The sequence below is a fragment of the Stenotrophomonas sp. 82F1 genome (assembly GCF_056861525.1).
Genome location: NZ_JBSPUD010000010.1, coordinates 102,715 through 118,408, shown reverse-complemented (window position 1 = coordinate 118,408; position 15,694 = coordinate 102,715). Strand labels below are relative to the sequence as shown.

Sequence of the window (15,694 nt, the reverse complement as noted above, 5' to 3'; positions counted from 1 at the left end):
CGTTGCTGCGCCGCAGCGAATGCAGATCGCCGTAAACGTTTACATGGCGTGAGTGCGGCATCCATTGCAGAACCGTTGCAGCAAGGGGCTTCAAGGGCGAAGCGCATTCAGCGGATGGCCGCGCAAGCGCGTTGCGCAGTGCAGCATCCGGTGTGGTGGCCCGTGCATGGAAGTTGACAAACGGTCGTCGTCCACCGAAAGAATGTGACAACGTTGTTCCCAGCCACTCTCCGACGCCGTGTTCTGCGGCCGTCGCCGCAGGAGCCTTCCTGATGTCAGCCGTCCCCGCTGCAAGCGCACGCCCGAACGTGGCCTCGTCCATCGCCATCGTCGGCGTGCTGTTTTTCCTGATCGGCTTCTTCACCTGGCTCAACGGCCCGTTGATCACCTTCGTCAAACTCGCCTTCGAGCTCAGCGAGGTCGGCGCCTTCCTGGTGCTGATGGTGTTCTACCTGTCCTACTTCTTCCTGGCCCTGCCGGCCTCGTGGATCCTGCGCCGCACCGGCATGAAGAAGGGCCTGAGCCTGAGCCTGCTGGTGATGGCCGGCGGCGCGGCGCTGTTCGGCGAATTCGCCACCCAGCGCTGGTATCCCGGCGCGCTCGGCGGCCTGTTCGTGATCGGTAGTGGACTTGCCTTGCTGCAGACCGCGATCAATCCGTACATCTCCATCCTCGGCCCGATTGAAACCGCCGCACGGCGCATCGCGATGATGGGCATCTGCAACAAGATCGCCGGCATGCTGGCGCCGGTGCTGATCGGCACGGTGGTGCTGCACGGCATCGGCGATCTGTCGGCCACGGTGGCCGCTGCCGACGAAGCGACCAAGGCGCAGCTGCTGAACGAATTCGCCGCCAAGATCCACGCGCCGTACCTGGCCATGGCCGGCTTGCTGGTGGTGCTGGCGGTCGCGGTATTGTTCTCGCCGCTGCCTGAAATCAAGGCCTCCGAGGCCAATGCCACCCCGGCCGGCGCACCGGGCAAGGCCGAGCGCAGCAGCATCTTCCAGTTCCCGCACCTGTGGCTGGGCGTGCTGTGCCTGTTCGTCTACGTCGGCGTGGAAGTGATGGCCGGTGATGCCATCGGTACCTACGGTCATGGCTTCGACCTGCCGCTGGACCAGACCAAGATGTTCACCTCGCTCACCTTGGGCGCGATGCTGGTGGGCTACGTGGTCGGCCTGCTGCTGATCCCGAAGGTGGTCTCGCAGTCGCGCTACCTGACCATTTCCGCAGTACTGGGCGTGGTGTTCTGCCTGGGCGCCTTCTTCACCCATGGCTATGTGTCGGTTGCCTTTGTGGCACTGCTGGGCTTTGCCAACGCGATGATGTGGCCGGCGATCTTCCCGCTGGCGATCCGTGGCCTGGGCCGCTTCACCGAAACCGGTTCGGCGCTGCTGGTGATGGGCATCGCCGGCGGCGCGATCATTCCGCAGCTGTTCGCCGTGCTCAAGCAGCACATCGACTTCCAGCTGGTGTTCCTGCTGCTGATGGTGCCGTGCTACCTGTACATCCTGTTCTACTCGGTGGTCGGCCATCGCGTCGGCCTGCCGCAGGACAAGGGCTGATCGGCGATGATGGACGGCAGCCAACCCCAGGAAAAGCCGATGCGCAGAGCGACCATCAAGGACGTTGCCGAAAAGGCCAAGGTCTCGCTGAAGACGGTGTCGCGGGTGATCAACAACGAGCCCTCGGTGATGCAGGCCACCCGTGCGCGGGTGCTGCGTGCCATCGCCGAGCTCGACTACGAACCCGATCCCTCCGCGCGCAACCTGCGCAGCGGCACCACCTTCGTGATCGGGCTGGTGTACGACAACCCGAACCCGTACCACATCATCGGCGTGCAGAACGGCGTGCTCGCTGCCTGCCGCGAAACCGGCTTCGGCCTGCAGATCCATCCGTGCGATTCCAGTTCGCCGCTGCTGGCCGATGAACTGGCCGACTGGGTGCAGCGTTCGCGCCTGGCCGGGCTGGTGCTGACCGCACCGATGTCCGAACGTCGCGATCTGATCCAGGCGCTGACCGCACGGGGCATCAAGCTGGTACGGATCATCGCCGCTACCGAAGATCCGGCCGATGGCGCCTGCGTGTTCGTCGACGACCGCGAAGCCGCCTACGAAATCACCGAACACCTGATCCAGCTGGGCCACCAGCGTATCGGCTTCCTCTGGGGTGGCACCTCGCACCGGTCGTCGGGCGAACGCTACGCCGGTTACGAGGCCGCGCTGAAGGACTACGGCATGACCGTGGACAAGCATCTGGTGGTGCAGGGCGATTACACCTTCGACGATGGTTTCCGCGGCGCGCGGCGCCTGCTTGCACTGCGCGAACCGCCTACCGCCATCTTCGGTTCCAACGATGAAATCGCTGCCGGCGTGCTGGCCGCCGCGAAGTCGGCCGGCATGAACGTGCCCTACGACCTGTCCATCGCCGGCTTCGAGGACAGCCCGTTCTCGCGCCAGTCGTGGCCGCCGCTGACCACCGCCAAGCAGGCCACCGAGGACATCGCCCGCCATGCCGCGCGCCTGCTGATCGCGCAGCTGCGCAGTGATGCCTACGACGATGCGCCGGCGCCGCTGCACAACCAGGGCTTCGTGCCACAGCTGGTGGTGCGTGGCTCGACCGCACCGATGCGTCCTGCCGCCGCCCGCCCCCTTCCTTCCGATCCTTCCTGAGCCTGCCATGTCGCTGTCCGACCCCACCGCTACCCTGATGTTCGCCGAGGCCGCCGAAGCGGCCGAGGTCGTTGCCCGCCAGTTCGCCCGCAACCATGCCGTGATGGAGACGCTGGCAGCCAGCCTGCGCGCTGCGCCGCCGCCGTTCGTGGTGACCTGCGCACGCGGCAGCTCCGACCATGCCGCGACCTATGGCAAGTACCTGCTGGAAACCCAGCTGGGCCTGGTCGTTGCCTCGGCCTCGCCGTCGGTGGGTTCGGTCTACGCCGCACCGCTGCAGCTGCGCGGTGCGTTGTTCATCGTCATCTCGCAGTCCGGCAAGAGCCCGGACCTGCTGCGCAATGCCGAGGCGGCCAAGGCCGCTGGCGCGCGCGTGGTGGCGCTGGTCAACGTCGAGGATTCGCCGCTGGCACAGCTTGCCGACACGGTCATCCCGCTGCATGCCGGCGTGGAAAAAAGCGTGGCGGCGACCAAGAGTTACCTGGCTTCGTTGTCCGCGCTGCTGCAGCTGGCCGCATACTGGAAGCAGGACAGCGCGCTGCGCAATGCCTTGGACCTGCTGCCCGATGCGATGCGCGAGGCCTGGCAGTGCGACTGGAGCGCAGTGACCGATGGCCTGGTGGAGGCCAACAACCTGTTCGTGCTCGGCCGTGGCCTGGGCCTCGGCGCAGCGCAGGAGGCCGCGCTGAAGTTCAAGGAAACCTGCAGCCTGCACGCCGAGGCCTACAGCTCGGCCGAGGTCAAACATGGTCCGATGGCGCTGGTCGATCGCGGCTTCCCGGTGCTGGCCTTTGCCCAGCCCGATGAAACCGGTGCCGGCACCCGTGCCGTGGCCGAAGAATTCACCGCACGTGGCGCCCAGGTGTGGCTGGCCGGTGCCGGCGGCAACCTGCCCGTCGCCGCCGCGCCGCATCCGCTGTGCGCGCCGCTGCTGACGGTGCAGAGCTTCTACCGCGCGATCAACGCGCTGGCACTGCGCCGCGGCTTCAACCCGGATCTGCCGCCGCATCTGAACAAGGTTACGGAGACGGTGTGATGGCAACCGTCCTGCGCAATGCCCGCATGCTTGCCGGCGATGAGTTCCGCGATGATCTTGCGGTGGTCATCGAAGACGGCCACATCAGCGCGCTGCTGCCCGACGCTGCGCCGCAGCTGGGCACGGCCGACGAGCAGGTCGACCTGGGGGGCGGCTGGCTGCTGCCCGGCTTCATCGATGTGCAGGTCAATGGCGGTGGCGGCGCGCTGTTCAACAACACACCCGACGTAGAGGCGTTGCGTACGATTGCGCGTGCGCATCGCCGCTTCGGCACCACCGCGATGCTGCCGACCCTGATCAGCGATGACCTTGGTGTGATGCGCGAGGCGATCGGTGCGCTGCGCGAGGCCATTGCACTGGGTGTGCCGGGCGTGATCGGCATCCACCTGGAAGGCCCGTACATCGCACCAGCGCGCAAAGGCACGCACGATGCCAGCAAGTTCCGCGTGCCAGACGCGGAAGAGATCGAACTGGCGACGTCGCTGGACAATGGCGTGACCCTGCTGACCCTGGCACCGGAGCGCGTACCGCTGGAGACCATCCGCGCGCTGGTCGAACGCGGGGTGATCGTTGCCGCCGGTCACACCGCCGGTACCTATGAAGAGATCCGTGCCGGCCTCGATGCCGGCGTGCGTGGCTTCACCCATCTGTACAACGCGATGTCGCCGCTGCAGGGGCGCGAGCCCGGTGCGGTCGGCGCGGCGCTGGAAGATCGCGACAGCTGGATCGGCATCATCGTCGATGGCGTGCACGTGCATCCGGCCAGCCTGCGCGTGGCGCTGGCGGCCAAGCCGCGCGGCCGCCTGCTGCTGGTGACCGATGCGATGCCGCCGGTCGGTGCCGACGATCCCAGCTACGTGCTGTATGGCGAAACCATCACTGCCATCGATGGCGTAGTGCGCAACGCCGCTGGCTCGCTGGCTGGTTCGGCGCTGGACATGGCCACCGCCGTGCGCAACACCGTGCAGCTGCTGCGCCAACCGCTGGCCGAAGCTGCGCGCATGGCCTCGACCTATCCGGCGCAGTTCCTCAATGTTGATGACCGCCTGGGTCATATCGCCGAGGGCTACCAGGCCGACCTGGTGCTGCTGGACGATGCACTGCAGGTGCGTGGTACGTGGATCGCCGGACAGTACGAGGCGGCTTGACGATGAGCAGCACGCCGCCACGCCGGTTGGGCTCGATCGACGCTTTGCGCGGTATGACCGTGGCGGCGATGCTGCTGGTCAACAACCCCGGTGACTGGAGTGCGGTGTTCGCACCGCTGCGCCATTCTGAATGGCACGGCTGCACGCCTACAGACCTGGTGTTCCCGTTCTTCCTGTTCCTGGTGGGCGTGTCGATGGCCTTCAGCGTCGCACCGCGCGCGCTGGATCCAGCTGCACGGCCGGCACTTGCACGTGGCGTGCTGGAACGCGCACTGCGCATCGCCGTTGCCGGTGTGCTGCTGCACCTGCTGGTGTGGTGGGCACTGCACACGCACCATTTCCGCATCTGGGGCGTGCTGCAGCGCATCGCGCTGTGTGCGGCAGTGGTGGGCGTGCTGGCGGTGTATACGCGTCCGCGCGTGCAGGTGGGCGTGCTGGTAGCACTGCTGGTGGGGTATGCAGCGCTGCTGCTGGGCATCGGCGATCTGGCGCCGTGGACCAATCCGGCCAGCCGTCTGGATACCACCCTGTTCGCGCCATGGATCTACCAATGGCAAGCCGATACCGGCCTGGGCCATGACCCTGAAGGATTGCTCAGCAGCCTCGGCGCGTTGGCCACCACGGTGCTGGGCCTGCTGGCCGGTGGCCTGCTGCGCCGTGGTCGCGCCGGTGCATTGGCTGCGCTCGGTGCGGTCGCCGCCGTGCTCGGCCTGCTGCTGGCGACCGTACTGCCGCTCAACAAGCAGCTGTGGACGCCCAGCTACGTGCTGTGGACCGGGGGGCTGGCCGCGCTGGCGTTGTGGCTGGGCCACGTGCTGATCGACCGCAAAGGATGGCCCGCACTGGGCCGTCGCTTCGGCGTCAATGCGATCACCGCCTATCTGGGGGCCTCGGTGATGTCGGTGATCCTGCTGGCGACCGGTGCCTGGGGGTGGGTCTGGCAGCAACTGGCTGCGGCGATGCCACAGGCATTGGAGCTGGCCTCGATGCTGCAGGCGTTGGTATTCGTTGCGCTGTGGTGGGGTGTGGCGTGGTGGCTGGACCGGCGTCGCATTTATCTGAAGATCTGAGCGCGGGCAAAGGTCGTAGCGAACGGCGCATCCACGCATGGCGTGGATCTACTGGGCTGGTGGGTTGTGGGTCATCCACGCATGGCGTGGATCTACTGGGCTGGTGGGTTGTGGGTCATCCACGCATGGCGTGGATCTACTGGGCTGGGGCTTGCGGGTCATCCACGCTTGGCGTGGATCTACTGGGCCAGGAGTGCAGTAGATCCACGCCATGCGTGGATGCTCTCCACGGATCATTCGACGTGAACGGATTCATCGACATGCGGACCGCGTGAGCACTTCCCGGCTTCACAACCAAAGCGTGACCGACTGCCGATAAATTCACCTATCGAAACCATTCATGGCAGGGCAGACTGCGTCTGCAGTGTCGTACAGAACATCCGCAGTTCCTGATCCCCCGACCCAGGAGTGCCGTATGTCCCATGTCGTCCCGCGCGGGTTACGCCGGCGCTGTTTGACCGTTTCCCTGCTGCAGATCCTGGCGATGCCCTCGTTGCTCGCCCTGTCCGCCCCGGCCGCCTGGGCTGGTTGCGATGCGACGGCTCCCGTCGCCGGGCAGACCGTCACCTGCAGCAGCGCTGCCCCCAATCCCGAGACCGCAGCAATCAGTGCCAGTGGCGCGGCGGGCATCACCGTGAATGTTGGCAACGGCGCGCAGCTGCAGCAGGCCGGCGCGGGCAGCGCCGTCTCCCTGCTCGGCGCCGGCGGGCACGTGCTCACCAATCTGGGCGCCATCAACTCGGCGAGCGGTACCGCGGTGCAGCTCGGCGCCGGCAGCCGCGTCGACAACACCGGCAGCATCAGTTCCGGCAGCGGTATCGCACTGCAGTTCAGTGGCGCCGGCGACAGCAGCGTGGTCAACCGCGGCACCATCAGCGGCGGCACCGGCGGCGTGCAGTTCGGTGCCGGCAACGATCGCCTGCAGATGCTGGCCGGCAGCATCAGCGGCGGCGTGCAGCAGGGCGATGGCAACGACGTGCTGCTGCTCAGCGGCGGCACCATCGACAGCCTCGACCAAGGCAATGGCGATGACCAGCTGACCGTCAACGCCGGCACCATCACCGGACTGGTGACGCAGGGCAGTGGCCGCGATGATTTCGTCATGACCGGCGGCACCATCGGTGCCCTGCAGCAGGGCGACAACATCGATACCTTCCGCATGAGCGGTGGCCGCATCGTCGGCGCGTTCGAAGATGGCGACCAGGCGTGGATGACCGGTGGCCGCATCGGCCGCGTCAACATGAAGCTGGACAAGAACCTGTGGGACATGTCCGGCGGCACCGTCGACGGCAACGTGGTCACCGGCTTCGACCAGGACACCGTCATCATCTCCAACGACGCCTACATCGGCGGCAACATCAGCGTCAGTGGCGGCACCGACAGCGTCACCATCACCGGTGGCACCGTGCGCGGCCAGGTGCTGCTGAGCACCGGCAACGACACCTTCAACTGGAATGGTGGCGGCATCGTCTACGGCGCCATCGACATGGGGCCCGACGATGACGTCGCGACCCTCAGCAATCTCAACCAGGCCAATCTGGGCGCCGTGCCACTGTTCGATGGTGGCACCGGCACCGACCGTCTCGGCTTCAACAACGTCAAGACCGCTGGCGTCGGGCGCTTCCAGAACTGGGAAGCGATCAGCCTGGCCAGCAGCACCGAGCTCACCTTCGATGGCGATCTGGTGCTGGGCGACAGTGCCACCGCTACCGGCAGCGTGATCGTGGATGAGACCAGCACCCTGTTTGCGGGGGGCGGCAACCACGCGATCCGACCGTTCGCCGGCAGCGCGCTGGTGAACATGGTCAACGCCGGCCGCATTGACCTGACCAACAGTGGCGGCGCCGGTGATGCCTTCACCATCCGTGGCAACTACCGCGGCGACGGCGGTGGCGTGTACCTGCAGACCGTGCTGGGTGCGGACGACTCAGCCAGCGACCGACTGGTCTTTGATGGCGGCACCGCCACCGGCAGCACCGGTCTGGGCATCATCAACGCCGGTGGCGGAGGATCGGCCACGCTGGTCGACGGCATCCTGGTGGTGCAGGCGTTGAACGGCGCAACCACCGCGCCAGGCGCGTTCTCGTTGTTCGCATCGGTCTCGGCCGGCGCCTACGAGTACTTCCTGTTCAAGGGCGGTGTCAGCGCCGGCACCGGCGAGAACTGGTACCTGCGTTCGACCCTGGCGGCCGGGCCGGCACCCGCGCCCAACGGCGGCGGTGAAGTACTTCCGCCGCCGCCGCCGACACCGCCGGTCGCACCGCCGCCGCCGATTCCCCCGGCACCACCACCGCCACCGGAAGGTGCCATCGATCCGAACCTGACCGCCGGTGAGACCGCGCCACCGCCGCCGCCGCCGGAACCGCCGCCCGTAGCACCGCCCAGCGATCCACCGGTGCCGGACGTGCCGGTGGCTGGTGGCAGCCTGCCCGGTACCGGTTCGCCGCCGCCCAGCGCGGGGGCAAGGCCCGCCGCGCCGGACGAGAACGGCCTGGTGCCGCTGTACCGCCTGGAGACCGCTGCCTACGCCGTGGTACCCCCGCTGCTGCGTGAGACCTCGCTGGCCAGCCTGGGTACCTTCCACGAGCGCCAGGGCGAACAACGCCTGCTGTACAGCCAGGGCGCGTTCCGCACCGCGTGGGGGCGGCTGGTGGGGCAGAGCAGCGAGATCCACTGGAAGGGCGATGCACGGCCCGGCTTCGATGGCGACGTGATGGGCGTGCAGGCGGGCCTGGATGTATGGGCCGCTGCCGCCGACAGCCACCGCAACCAGATCGGTGTGTTCGTCGGCCGCACCCGCGCCGATGGCAGGATCACCGGCCTGGCCATTGGCTGGGACAACGTGCTGGTCGGTCAGAGCCGGTTGGACGACAAGCACGTGGGCCTGTACTGGACGTTGACTGACAGCAGTGGCGGCTACATCGACGCGGTGGCGATGCAGAGCCGCTACGACGGCCGCACGCGTTCGTCGCGCGGGCTGGGCATCGACCTCAAGGGCGACGGCACCACGCTGTCGCTTGAAGCGGGCAAGCCACTGCTGCAGGTCGGGCAGTCATCGTGGTGGCTGGAGCCGCAACTGCAGGTGATCTGGCAGCGCAGTTCGCTGGATGACCAGCGCGATCTGGTGTCCACCATTTCCTTCGACAACGACAACGCCTGGACCGGCCGTGTCGGCCTGCGCCTGGCGGGCGACTATCAACTGGCCGATAACGGCTGGCAGCCGTACTTCAAGTTGAATTACTGGCACGGTCGCTCGGGCGAGGACCGCATCCTGTTCGATAGCGACGCGATCATCAATTCGCAGCGCTCGCGCGCACTGGAAGCCGGTGTCGGCGTGGTCGGGCGCTTCAACCGCACGATCAGCGCGTATGCCGTGGCCGACTACACCCGCGAGGTCGGTGGCAGCGACAACGGCAAGCGCCGCATCATCGAAGGCAACATCGGCCTGCGTGCGGATTGGTGATGCCCGCCGCGTTGGCGGCTTTGGTGGGTGCCGACCTCAGTCGGCACGAATCCAACGGGCGCCATGCACCGCTCTGGTAGGTGTCGACCTTGGTCGACACGAATCCAACCGGCGCCATGACCCGGTAGATGCCGACCTTGGTCGGCAGGCGCTGGCAGCAGTCAATCAATGCCCACGCCGCCGCATTACAACGGCGATCGACCCAGCAACGCACCCGCGTGATCGGCCAGCAGCTGCACCGCATACAGCAACCCTTCCTCCGTCAGCGGCGGGCACTGCGCATCCGCGCCGTCCAGTTCACGCGCGGCCTGCGTGGCCAACAACACACCACCCAGCGCAGACAATGCCAGCAGGCAGCGCGTGGTGCCGGCCAGATCGCGCGCACGTGCCGGCGTGATGCGCAGTTCCGTCCACGGCTCGCCGTCGGCGGCGTGGCAGCGCGTGATGTCGCGCAACCGCTTGAAAAAGGCGGGCGTGGGAGCGGCTTCATCGGCTTCGGTCAGCGCGTCTTCCAGTGCCTCGGCAGTGGCGTTGGACAGCTGCAGGTCGGGCAGGGCATCACCCAGCAGTGTGTGCAGGCGGGGATAGGTGGGGTAGAGCGTGGTCATGGCAGCAACCTCACAGGGCAAGGCCACCCGCGGGATGCAAGGTGGCGGGCGGTGCGGGTTGGCGTGCCGGTGAAGCTTTCCAGAGGAAATGAAGCCGGCGGATCCGGAAGATCCCCTCGCACCGCCCGCCGCAGAACGACGGACGGTGCATTGTTCGGTCCTGCAACGTCGTTGCAAGCCCGCCTCTGAAAGCTTCATTCAGGACGCCAATCCCGGCCAACACAGAACGCGCTGGCATAAGGAATTTCACACGCTGGCCGACCTGTTGGAATGAGTGAAGTTGCAGATTCTCGGCGGGTGAATGTCGTGCCAGAAACGACGCGTTGCGTGATAGCGCCAGGCCATTGGACACAGTTATTCTTCCCATTCACTACATGACACGGAGTCGTCAATGCTGAAGTACAGGGATGCGCGCGTAGCCATGCTCGGCATGCTTCTGATTCCATCCGCTGCCGGAGCGGCGGAAGCTGCGGTCGAACTGCCTACGCCTGAAGCACGTGACCAGATGTTGCAACTGCTGGAAACGCAGTCGCTGTATCGTGACCGCGTGGACTGGAGCGAGGTGCGCATGCAGCTGGCTGCCGCTGGCAGTGACCGCGTTCTGCAACGCCGTGTGCTGGATGAGGCGGCTGCACGCAGCAGCGGAGGGCATGGGCGATGGATCTCGCCCGGCGAGCAGCACCAACGTTCCCAGCGCGCCCAGCGTTTGAACGGGGGCCAGAGCGCTGCCTTGTCCGCGCCTCGGCAGGACAACCCACGCATCGGCATATTGCAGGTGAGCCCCTTCGTTGAGGATCTGCGAAAGAGCGAGCAGGAGCGCTATACGGCGCGCAAGGCGTACGCGCTGGCGCTGCAGCAGCGCATCGCCACCTTGGATGATGGTGCACGGTGCGGTTGGGTGGTGGATGTAAGCAGCAATGGCGGCGGCAATATGTGGCCCATGCTGTTGGGACTGTTGCCGTTGCTGCATGGAACCACGGATCCCGAGGGAGGTGTGATTGGTGGGTTCCGCAGTGCTGGCGGCCTGCAGCCCTGGCGGCAGGGGGAGGGAGCGGTGACGGCCGGCGGCAATGGCTCGCTGCGCTCGCGTCAGGCCACCTACACGTTGCGGGTGTCGCCCGCACCTGTCGCGGTCGTGATGGGTGCAGGCACGGCCAGTTCCGGCGAGGCCGTGGCGCTGGCGTTCCGCGGTCAGCCGGGCAGCCGCAGTTTCGGCCAGCCCAGCGCGGGCCTTTCCACCGGCAACCGCCCGGTTCCTCTGGTAGATGGCTCGATGCTTGTGCTGACAGGGAATGTGATGACCGACCGCAGTGGACAGGGCGATGGCGCCAAGCTGCAGCCCGACCAGATCACGCCTAGTGGCCCTTCCACCCTGCTGGCCGCAGAAGCATGGTTGCTCGCCCAGCCGGCCTGCAAGGACGGCTGAACCATGCTGCTGATCGGCCAACACGAGAGGGTGATGATCGTCGGCCCGACCGAGTCCCACCACTGCCTGCGCTGCCAGGCTGAAACCGAGTTCGCCCCGCAGCTGCGCTACAAGATGGCGCGCATCGACCTGCTGTTCGGCTTCGTCTACCAGCGCCGCTATGAGCTGGCCTGCACCGGCTGCGAGCATGGCTGGGTGCTGGATACCGAAAGCATGGACCAGCAGCTGGGCGGGGTGCCGATCCCGTGGCGACACCGCTTCGGCTTGCCGGTGATGCTGGTGGTGGTGGCCGGGCTGGCAGTGGCAGGGTGGATGTGGCGGCAAGGGCACGGTGGTTGAGGACGCGGCCTGCTAAAGTTGCAGCCAGCAATCACGTACCGGAACCGACCATGGACCACGAAATGCCGTTCGAACCCGCCAACGACCTGGAAGTGCGCCTGCTGCAGGCCCAGGACGGAACCCTTACGGCTTCTCAGTTCCTCGACGGCCTGCTGACCGCGCCGGTGTTCGTGCTGCTGGACAAGGCCATCGGCGAAGACGGTGCCTGGGACGAGAGCATTTCGCCGCTGGTGCTGACCAGCGAAGGCGGCGAGCCGATGTTCGCGGTGTTCACTGCGCCCGAGCGCGCGGAAATCTGGCATGAGCAGCTGCCGCAGTTCGCCCATGCCATGCCCATCGCGGTACATGCGCTGCTGTCGGGCATCGGCGAGGGCGTTGGCCTGGTGCTGAACCCGGGCCTGGACGTGGGCATGGAGATGATCCCTGATGCGGTGGCGCAGCTGAAGGAACGTGCTGCGGCGATCACACGTGGGATGGCGCACTGATAGAAGCTGTGGTTGCCGGCCAGCGGCCGGCACTACCCGATGCTTCAGCGGGCGGCAGCGATCGCTCGTACACGCGCCTTGGCCAGCGCCTCGCCAATGGCCGGCCCCTTCAGGTGCGTGGTATCCAGGTCACGCGCCTGCACTGACAGCGCGGCCCGGTGCAGGCGCTTCAGCGTTTCGCCCTGCGGGTAGTCGCAGTCCTCGAAACCGAGCCGGCCGCGCTTGTCGGCCTCGCAGCACAGCGCGATGCGCGCCACCCGTTCCGGCCGGCGCAGTGCATCGCAGCGGCCCAGCAGTTCCAGCACGGTGGCATCGCGCAGCTCGTCGATGCGATGCACGTTCAGATGCTCGCGGCATACCGCCTCGGCCAGCTGCTGGTGCTCGGTCGGAATCTTCAGGCGCGCACAAAGTGCTTTCAGCGGCTCGATGCCGCGCTGTTCGTGCATGATGTGGCGCGGCCATTCCTCGGGCGGGGTCAGGCCCTTGCCGAGGTCGTGGGTGAGTGCGGCGAAGCCGACCAGATCATCACCGGGGGCCAGCTTCGCCGCCATGTCGCTGACCATTTCCTGGTGGATGCCGGTGTCGACTTCCGGATGGAATTCCGCGCGCTGCGGCACGCCGTACAACGCTTCCAGCTCCGGCAATATCGGGCCCAGCGCGTGCGCGTCGTGCAGGGTGCGCAGGAACGCGGACGGGCGTTCGCACACCAGTGCCTTGCGCAGCTCCTGCCACACACGTTCCGGCACCAGCGCGTCGAGCTCGCCACTGGCGGCAATCTCGCGCATCAGTTCCATGGTTTCCGGCGCGACGGTGAAACCGAGTGAGGCGAAGCGGGCCATGAAGCGCGCCGCACGCAGCACGCGCAGCGGGTCTTCGACGAAGGCGGGACCGACATGGCGCAGCACGCGCTGCTCGATGTCGCGCGCGCCGCCATAGGGGTCGACCAGCGCGCCGCTGTCTTCATCGCAGGCGATGGCGTTGATGGTGAAATCGCGGCGCTGCAGGTCTTCTTCCAGCGTCACCGCTGGATCGGCATCGACCACGAAGCCGCGGTAGCCACGGCCGGATTTGCGTTCGGTGCGCGCCAGCGCGTATTCCTCGCCGGTCTTCGGGTGCAGGAAGACGGGGAAATCGCGGCCCACGGCGGTAAAGCCCTGCGCTTCCATCTGCGCGGGCGTGGCACCGACGACGACCCAGTCACGGTCGCCGGCAGGACGCTGCAGCAGGCGGTCGCGCACTGCGCCGCCGACAAGATAGATCTTCATGCGGGGATGATGACACGGTAGCGCCGGGGCATGCCCGGCGGGATACATCGTGGCGTCCGCCGGGCATGGCCCGGCGCTACCGTCATCGTGCGATCAATCGCCGCCCTGGTCGGCGTTGGCGGCGCAGGTGAAGGCCTTGCGCTTGTCCACCAGGCGGCCCATCAGGCGGTCGCTCAGCGGCAATGCGTCGCCATTGAGTCGCCAGTCGTAGATCACGCTGAAGGCCAGCACGCGGGCAACGTACTCGCGTGTTTCCTTGTAGCTGATGGTCTCGATCCACAGGTCCGGATCGAAGCCCGGGCGCTGGGTCTGCCAGCGTGCGGTCGGCGTCGGGCCCGCGTTGTAGGCGGCGATGGTCACGTAGGGCAGGCCGTCGTACTTGTTCATCAACTGCCGCAGGTACGCGCTGCCGATGGCGATGTTGGTGTCCGGGTCGTACAGGCTGTCAGCGCCGCCGTAGCCGGTCAGGCCGATGGACTTGGCGACACCGGCACCGGTCGCCGGCAGCACCTGCATCAGGCCCATGGCGTTGGCAGGCGAACGCGCGCGCGGGCTGAACACGCTTTCCGCACGGATCTCAGCGGCCACCCAGGCCGGGTCCAGCGCATTGCGCGCCGACTCGCGACGGATCGTGGCGTCGTGGTGCAGCGGGAAGCGCAGGTCGTACAGGCGCTGCTCCTGCTTCTGCTTGCCGAGCGAGAACACCGCGCGGTCGAACCAGCCGTTGTCCTGCGCCACTCGCACCGCGAGGCGGCGCTGGGTGTCATCGAAGCGCGACAGTGCGTTGTTCCATTCGGCCACCGCCCAGCCGGCGCGGTCGATCTGGTACAGCGCCATCGCGCGCTGGATGGCCGGATCGCGGGCGACCACGGCTTGCGCCTGCGCGCTGTCGTCGGGCTTCCACGGACACAGCGTGTAGGGCTGCTGCAGCTTGTCCGCCGCCAGGAAGCCATGGAAGGTCGGCGCGCGTGCGGCTTCGCGGAACAGCGGCTGCGCCTGCTGTGCCTGGCCGGTCTTTTCCAGCATGCGGCCTTCGAAATAGCGCCAGCGCGAATCGTTGCGCTGGGTCGGGCCCATCTTGCGGATCGCTGCCAGCGTCGCCGGCCAATCGCCGCGCGACATTGCTTCGCGTGCGCGCCATTCGTGCAGGCGTTCGTCGTAGGCCGCATCGGGTACGGCATTCAAGCGGCGGGCAGAGTCGGGCAGGTACGACGCCACCGTCCACAGGGCGATCTGGTAGCGCACCTGGCCCTGCTGTTCGGCGCTCAGGCCCAGCGCCTGCGCGTACTGCGGCAGCTGCTGTTCGGTGGCGTCCGGATCGGCCTTGGCCAGCTTGGCCAGGCCATCGGTGGCGATGCGCCGGCTGCGCTCGTTGCGCGGCCAGTTCAGGGCACTGGCATTGGGCTTGTCGACGAAGGCGGCGTAGGTGTTGGCCAGCGCCAGATCGCCCGCCTGCAGGCCGCGTGCGGCCGAGCGCATCACCGCCGGCTGCTGGGCATCGGCAGCGGCATCGATGCGCTCCCAGCGCAGTGCATCGCTCATGCCACCCTGCGCCTGCAGCACGGCAAACACGGCGTCGCAGGCATCGGGCAGCGATTTGCCGTTCTTGCGCCACAGATCCTGGGCTTCACCGATCCACTGCGGGTCCACCTTGCCGGTGGCCTGGCGCGCCGTCAGCTGCGCACAACGCAGGCCGAGGTTGTCGGTCGGCACCCAGTTGGCCAGCAGCGTCGGCCAGTCCTGCCGGCGCGCTACAGAGGGCAGCCAGGCGCTGCGGAAGCTGTTGGCCACGGCCTGGCCCTGGTAGCGCTTGAGGAAGGCCTGTGCCTGCGCCGTATCCACGGTGTCGATGTTGCGCCGCAGGTTGGCGAACTCCAGCCAGCCATACGCTGGATGGCGGCTGAGCGCGGCGGCCTGGCCGGGATCGAACTGGCCACGTTCGGCGGCCGCGATGGCGGCCTTCAACTGGGCGTTCTGGGCATCGAGGGACTGGGCACTCGCGCAGCCGATCAGCAGCGTGGTGGCCAGCGGGAGCAGGGACAGGGCGGTCGAAGATCGTCGGGTCATGGCGACCAGCATAGCGGGCGGTGGCTGAATTCAGTTTCTCATTGCGTACACGGCAGCAGAGGGCAACGACAGCTGAATGATGAGGGGATCCGCACTGCCGCGAGGGCAGCTGATC

At 67.2% G+C, this 15,694-nt stretch carries 12 protein-coding genes; 9 read left to right on the top strand and 3 right to left on the bottom strand.

Annotated features, from left to right (window positions below):
* The first annotated feature begins 272 nt into the window (after positions 1-272).
* From AC13GI_RS12115 to AC13GI_RS12090, 6 genes are all read left to right on the top strand, one after another.
* A complete protein-coding gene (locus AC13GI_RS12115; RefSeq protein WP_099820931.1) occupies positions 273-1,565 on the top strand; it encodes a sugar MFS transporter in 1,293 nt (430 codons plus the stop codon).
* Positions 1,566-1,604: 39 nt separating this feature from the next.
* Positions 1,605-2,672: a LacI family DNA-binding transcriptional regulator gene (locus tag AC13GI_RS12110; protein WP_099821016.1), complete on the top strand. Its 1,068-nt coding sequence runs from the start codon at positions 1,605-1,607 to the stop codon at positions 2,670-2,672.
* Positions 2,673-2,679: 7 nt separating this feature from the next.
* A complete protein-coding gene (locus AC13GI_RS12105) occupies positions 2,680-3,708 on the top strand; it encodes an SIS domain-containing protein (protein ID WP_317220827.1) in 1,029 nt (342 codons plus the stop codon).
* Positions 3,708-4,856: an N-acetylglucosamine-6-phosphate deacetylase gene (nagA, locus tag AC13GI_RS12100; RefSeq protein ID WP_482996375.1), complete on the top strand. Its 1,149-nt coding sequence runs from the start codon at positions 3,708-3,710 to the stop codon at positions 4,854-4,856. Before AC13GI_RS12105 ends, nagA begins: the two co-directional genes overlap by 1 nt.
* A 2-nt stretch (positions 4,857-4,858) precedes the next feature.
* A complete protein-coding gene (locus AC13GI_RS12095) occupies positions 4,859-5,926 on the top strand; it encodes an acyltransferase family protein (RefSeq protein ID WP_482996374.1) in 1,068 nt (355 codons plus the stop codon).
* 415 nt (positions 5,927-6,341) lie between these two features.
* Positions 6,342-9,389, top strand: a complete 3,048-nt coding sequence (locus tag AC13GI_RS12090) for an autotransporter family protein (protein ID WP_482996373.1) — start codon at positions 6,342-6,344, stop codon at positions 9,387-9,389.
* Between the two features lie 185 nt (positions 9,390-9,574).
* On the opposite strand, the gene AC13GI_RS12085 is transcribed toward AC13GI_RS12090, so the two are convergent.
* A complete protein-coding gene (locus AC13GI_RS12085) occupies positions 9,575-9,997 on the bottom strand; it encodes a hypothetical protein (RefSeq protein ID WP_482996372.1) in 423 nt (140 codons plus the stop codon).
* Positions 9,998-10,388: 391 nt separating this feature from the next.
* On the opposite strand from AC13GI_RS12085, the gene AC13GI_RS12080 reads away from it, so the two are divergent.
* Genes AC13GI_RS12080 through AC13GI_RS12070 form a run of 3 tightly spaced genes read left to right on the top strand, consistent with a single transcriptional unit; the run spans position 10,389 to position 12,247 of the window.
* Positions 10,389-11,423, top strand: a complete 1,035-nt coding sequence (locus tag AC13GI_RS12080; RefSeq protein WP_482996371.1) for a S41 family peptidase — start codon at positions 10,389-10,391, stop codon at positions 11,421-11,423.
* Positions 11,424-11,426: 3 nt separating this feature from the next.
* Positions 11,427-11,762, top strand: coding sequence for a hypothetical protein (locus tag AC13GI_RS12075; RefSeq protein ID WP_482996370.1), 336 nt, complete (start codon positions 11,427-11,429; stop codon positions 11,760-11,762).
* Between the two features lie 50 nt (positions 11,763-11,812).
* Entirely contained in the window at positions 11,813-12,247 is a 435-nt protein-coding gene (locus tag AC13GI_RS12070) for an SseB family protein (protein WP_236511533.1), read from the top strand.
* A 44-nt stretch (positions 12,248-12,291) separates the two neighbouring features.
* Here AC13GI_RS12070 and AC13GI_RS12065 read toward each other — a convergent pair whose 3' ends face one another.
* Both AC13GI_RS12065 and AC13GI_RS12060 read right to left on the bottom strand, forming a co-directional pair.
* Positions 12,292-13,512 (bottom strand): multifunctional CCA addition/repair protein, encoded by a 1,221-nt coding sequence (locus tag AC13GI_RS12065; protein WP_482996369.1) that lies wholly within the window; start codon positions 13,510-13,512, stop codon positions 12,292-12,294.
* A gap of 93 nt (positions 13,513-13,605) precedes the next feature.
* Positions 13,606-15,591 (bottom strand): transglycosylase SLT domain-containing protein, encoded by a 1,986-nt coding sequence (locus AC13GI_RS12060; RefSeq protein WP_380657923.1) that lies wholly within the window; start codon positions 15,589-15,591, stop codon positions 13,606-13,608.
* Positions 15,592-15,694 lie beyond the last annotated feature (103 nt).

What these genes read in the sequence shown, in the direction of transcription:
- AC13GI_RS12115 (WP_099820931.1), top strand. Translation starts at nt 273, where the DNA reads ATGTCAGCCGTCCCCGCTGCAAGCGCACGCCCGAACGTGGCCTCGTCC.
- AC13GI_RS12110 (WP_099821016.1), top strand. Translation starts at nt 1,605, where the DNA reads ATGCGCAGAGCGACCATCAAGGACGTTGCCGAAAAGGCCAAGGTCTCG.
- AC13GI_RS12105 (WP_317220827.1), top strand. Translation starts at nt 2,680, where the DNA reads ATGTCGCTGTCCGACCCCACCGCTACCCTGATGTTCGCCGAGGCCGCC.
- nagA (WP_482996375.1), top strand. Translation starts at nt 3,708, where the DNA reads ATGGCAACCGTCCTGCGCAATGCCCGCATGCTTGCCGGCGATGAGTTC.
- AC13GI_RS12095 (WP_482996374.1), top strand. Translation starts at nt 4,859, where the DNA reads ATGAGCAGCACGCCGCCACGCCGGTTGGGCTCGATCGACGCTTTGCGC.
- AC13GI_RS12090 (WP_482996373.1), top strand. Translation starts at nt 6,342, where the DNA reads ATGTCCCATGTCGTCCCGCGCGGGTTACGCCGGCGCTGTTTGACCGTT.
- AC13GI_RS12085 (WP_482996372.1), bottom strand. Translation starts at nt 9,997, where the DNA reads ATGACCACGCTCTACCCCACCTATCCCCGCCTGCACACACTGCTGGGT.
- AC13GI_RS12080 (WP_482996371.1), top strand. Translation starts at nt 10,389, where the DNA reads ATGCTGAAGTACAGGGATGCGCGCGTAGCCATGCTCGGCATGCTTCTG.
- AC13GI_RS12075 (WP_482996370.1), top strand. Translation starts at nt 11,427, where the DNA reads ATGCTGCTGATCGGCCAACACGAGAGGGTGATGATCGTCGGCCCGACC.
- AC13GI_RS12070 (WP_236511533.1), top strand. Translation starts at nt 11,813, where the DNA reads ATGGACCACGAAATGCCGTTCGAACCCGCCAACGACCTGGAAGTGCGC.
- AC13GI_RS12065 (WP_482996369.1), bottom strand. Translation starts at nt 13,512, where the DNA reads ATGAAGATCTATCTTGTCGGCGGCGCAGTGCGCGACCGCCTGCTGCAG.
- AC13GI_RS12060 (WP_380657923.1), bottom strand. Translation starts at nt 15,591, where the DNA reads ATGCTGGTCGCCATGACCCGACGATCTTCGACCGCCCTGTCCCTGCTC.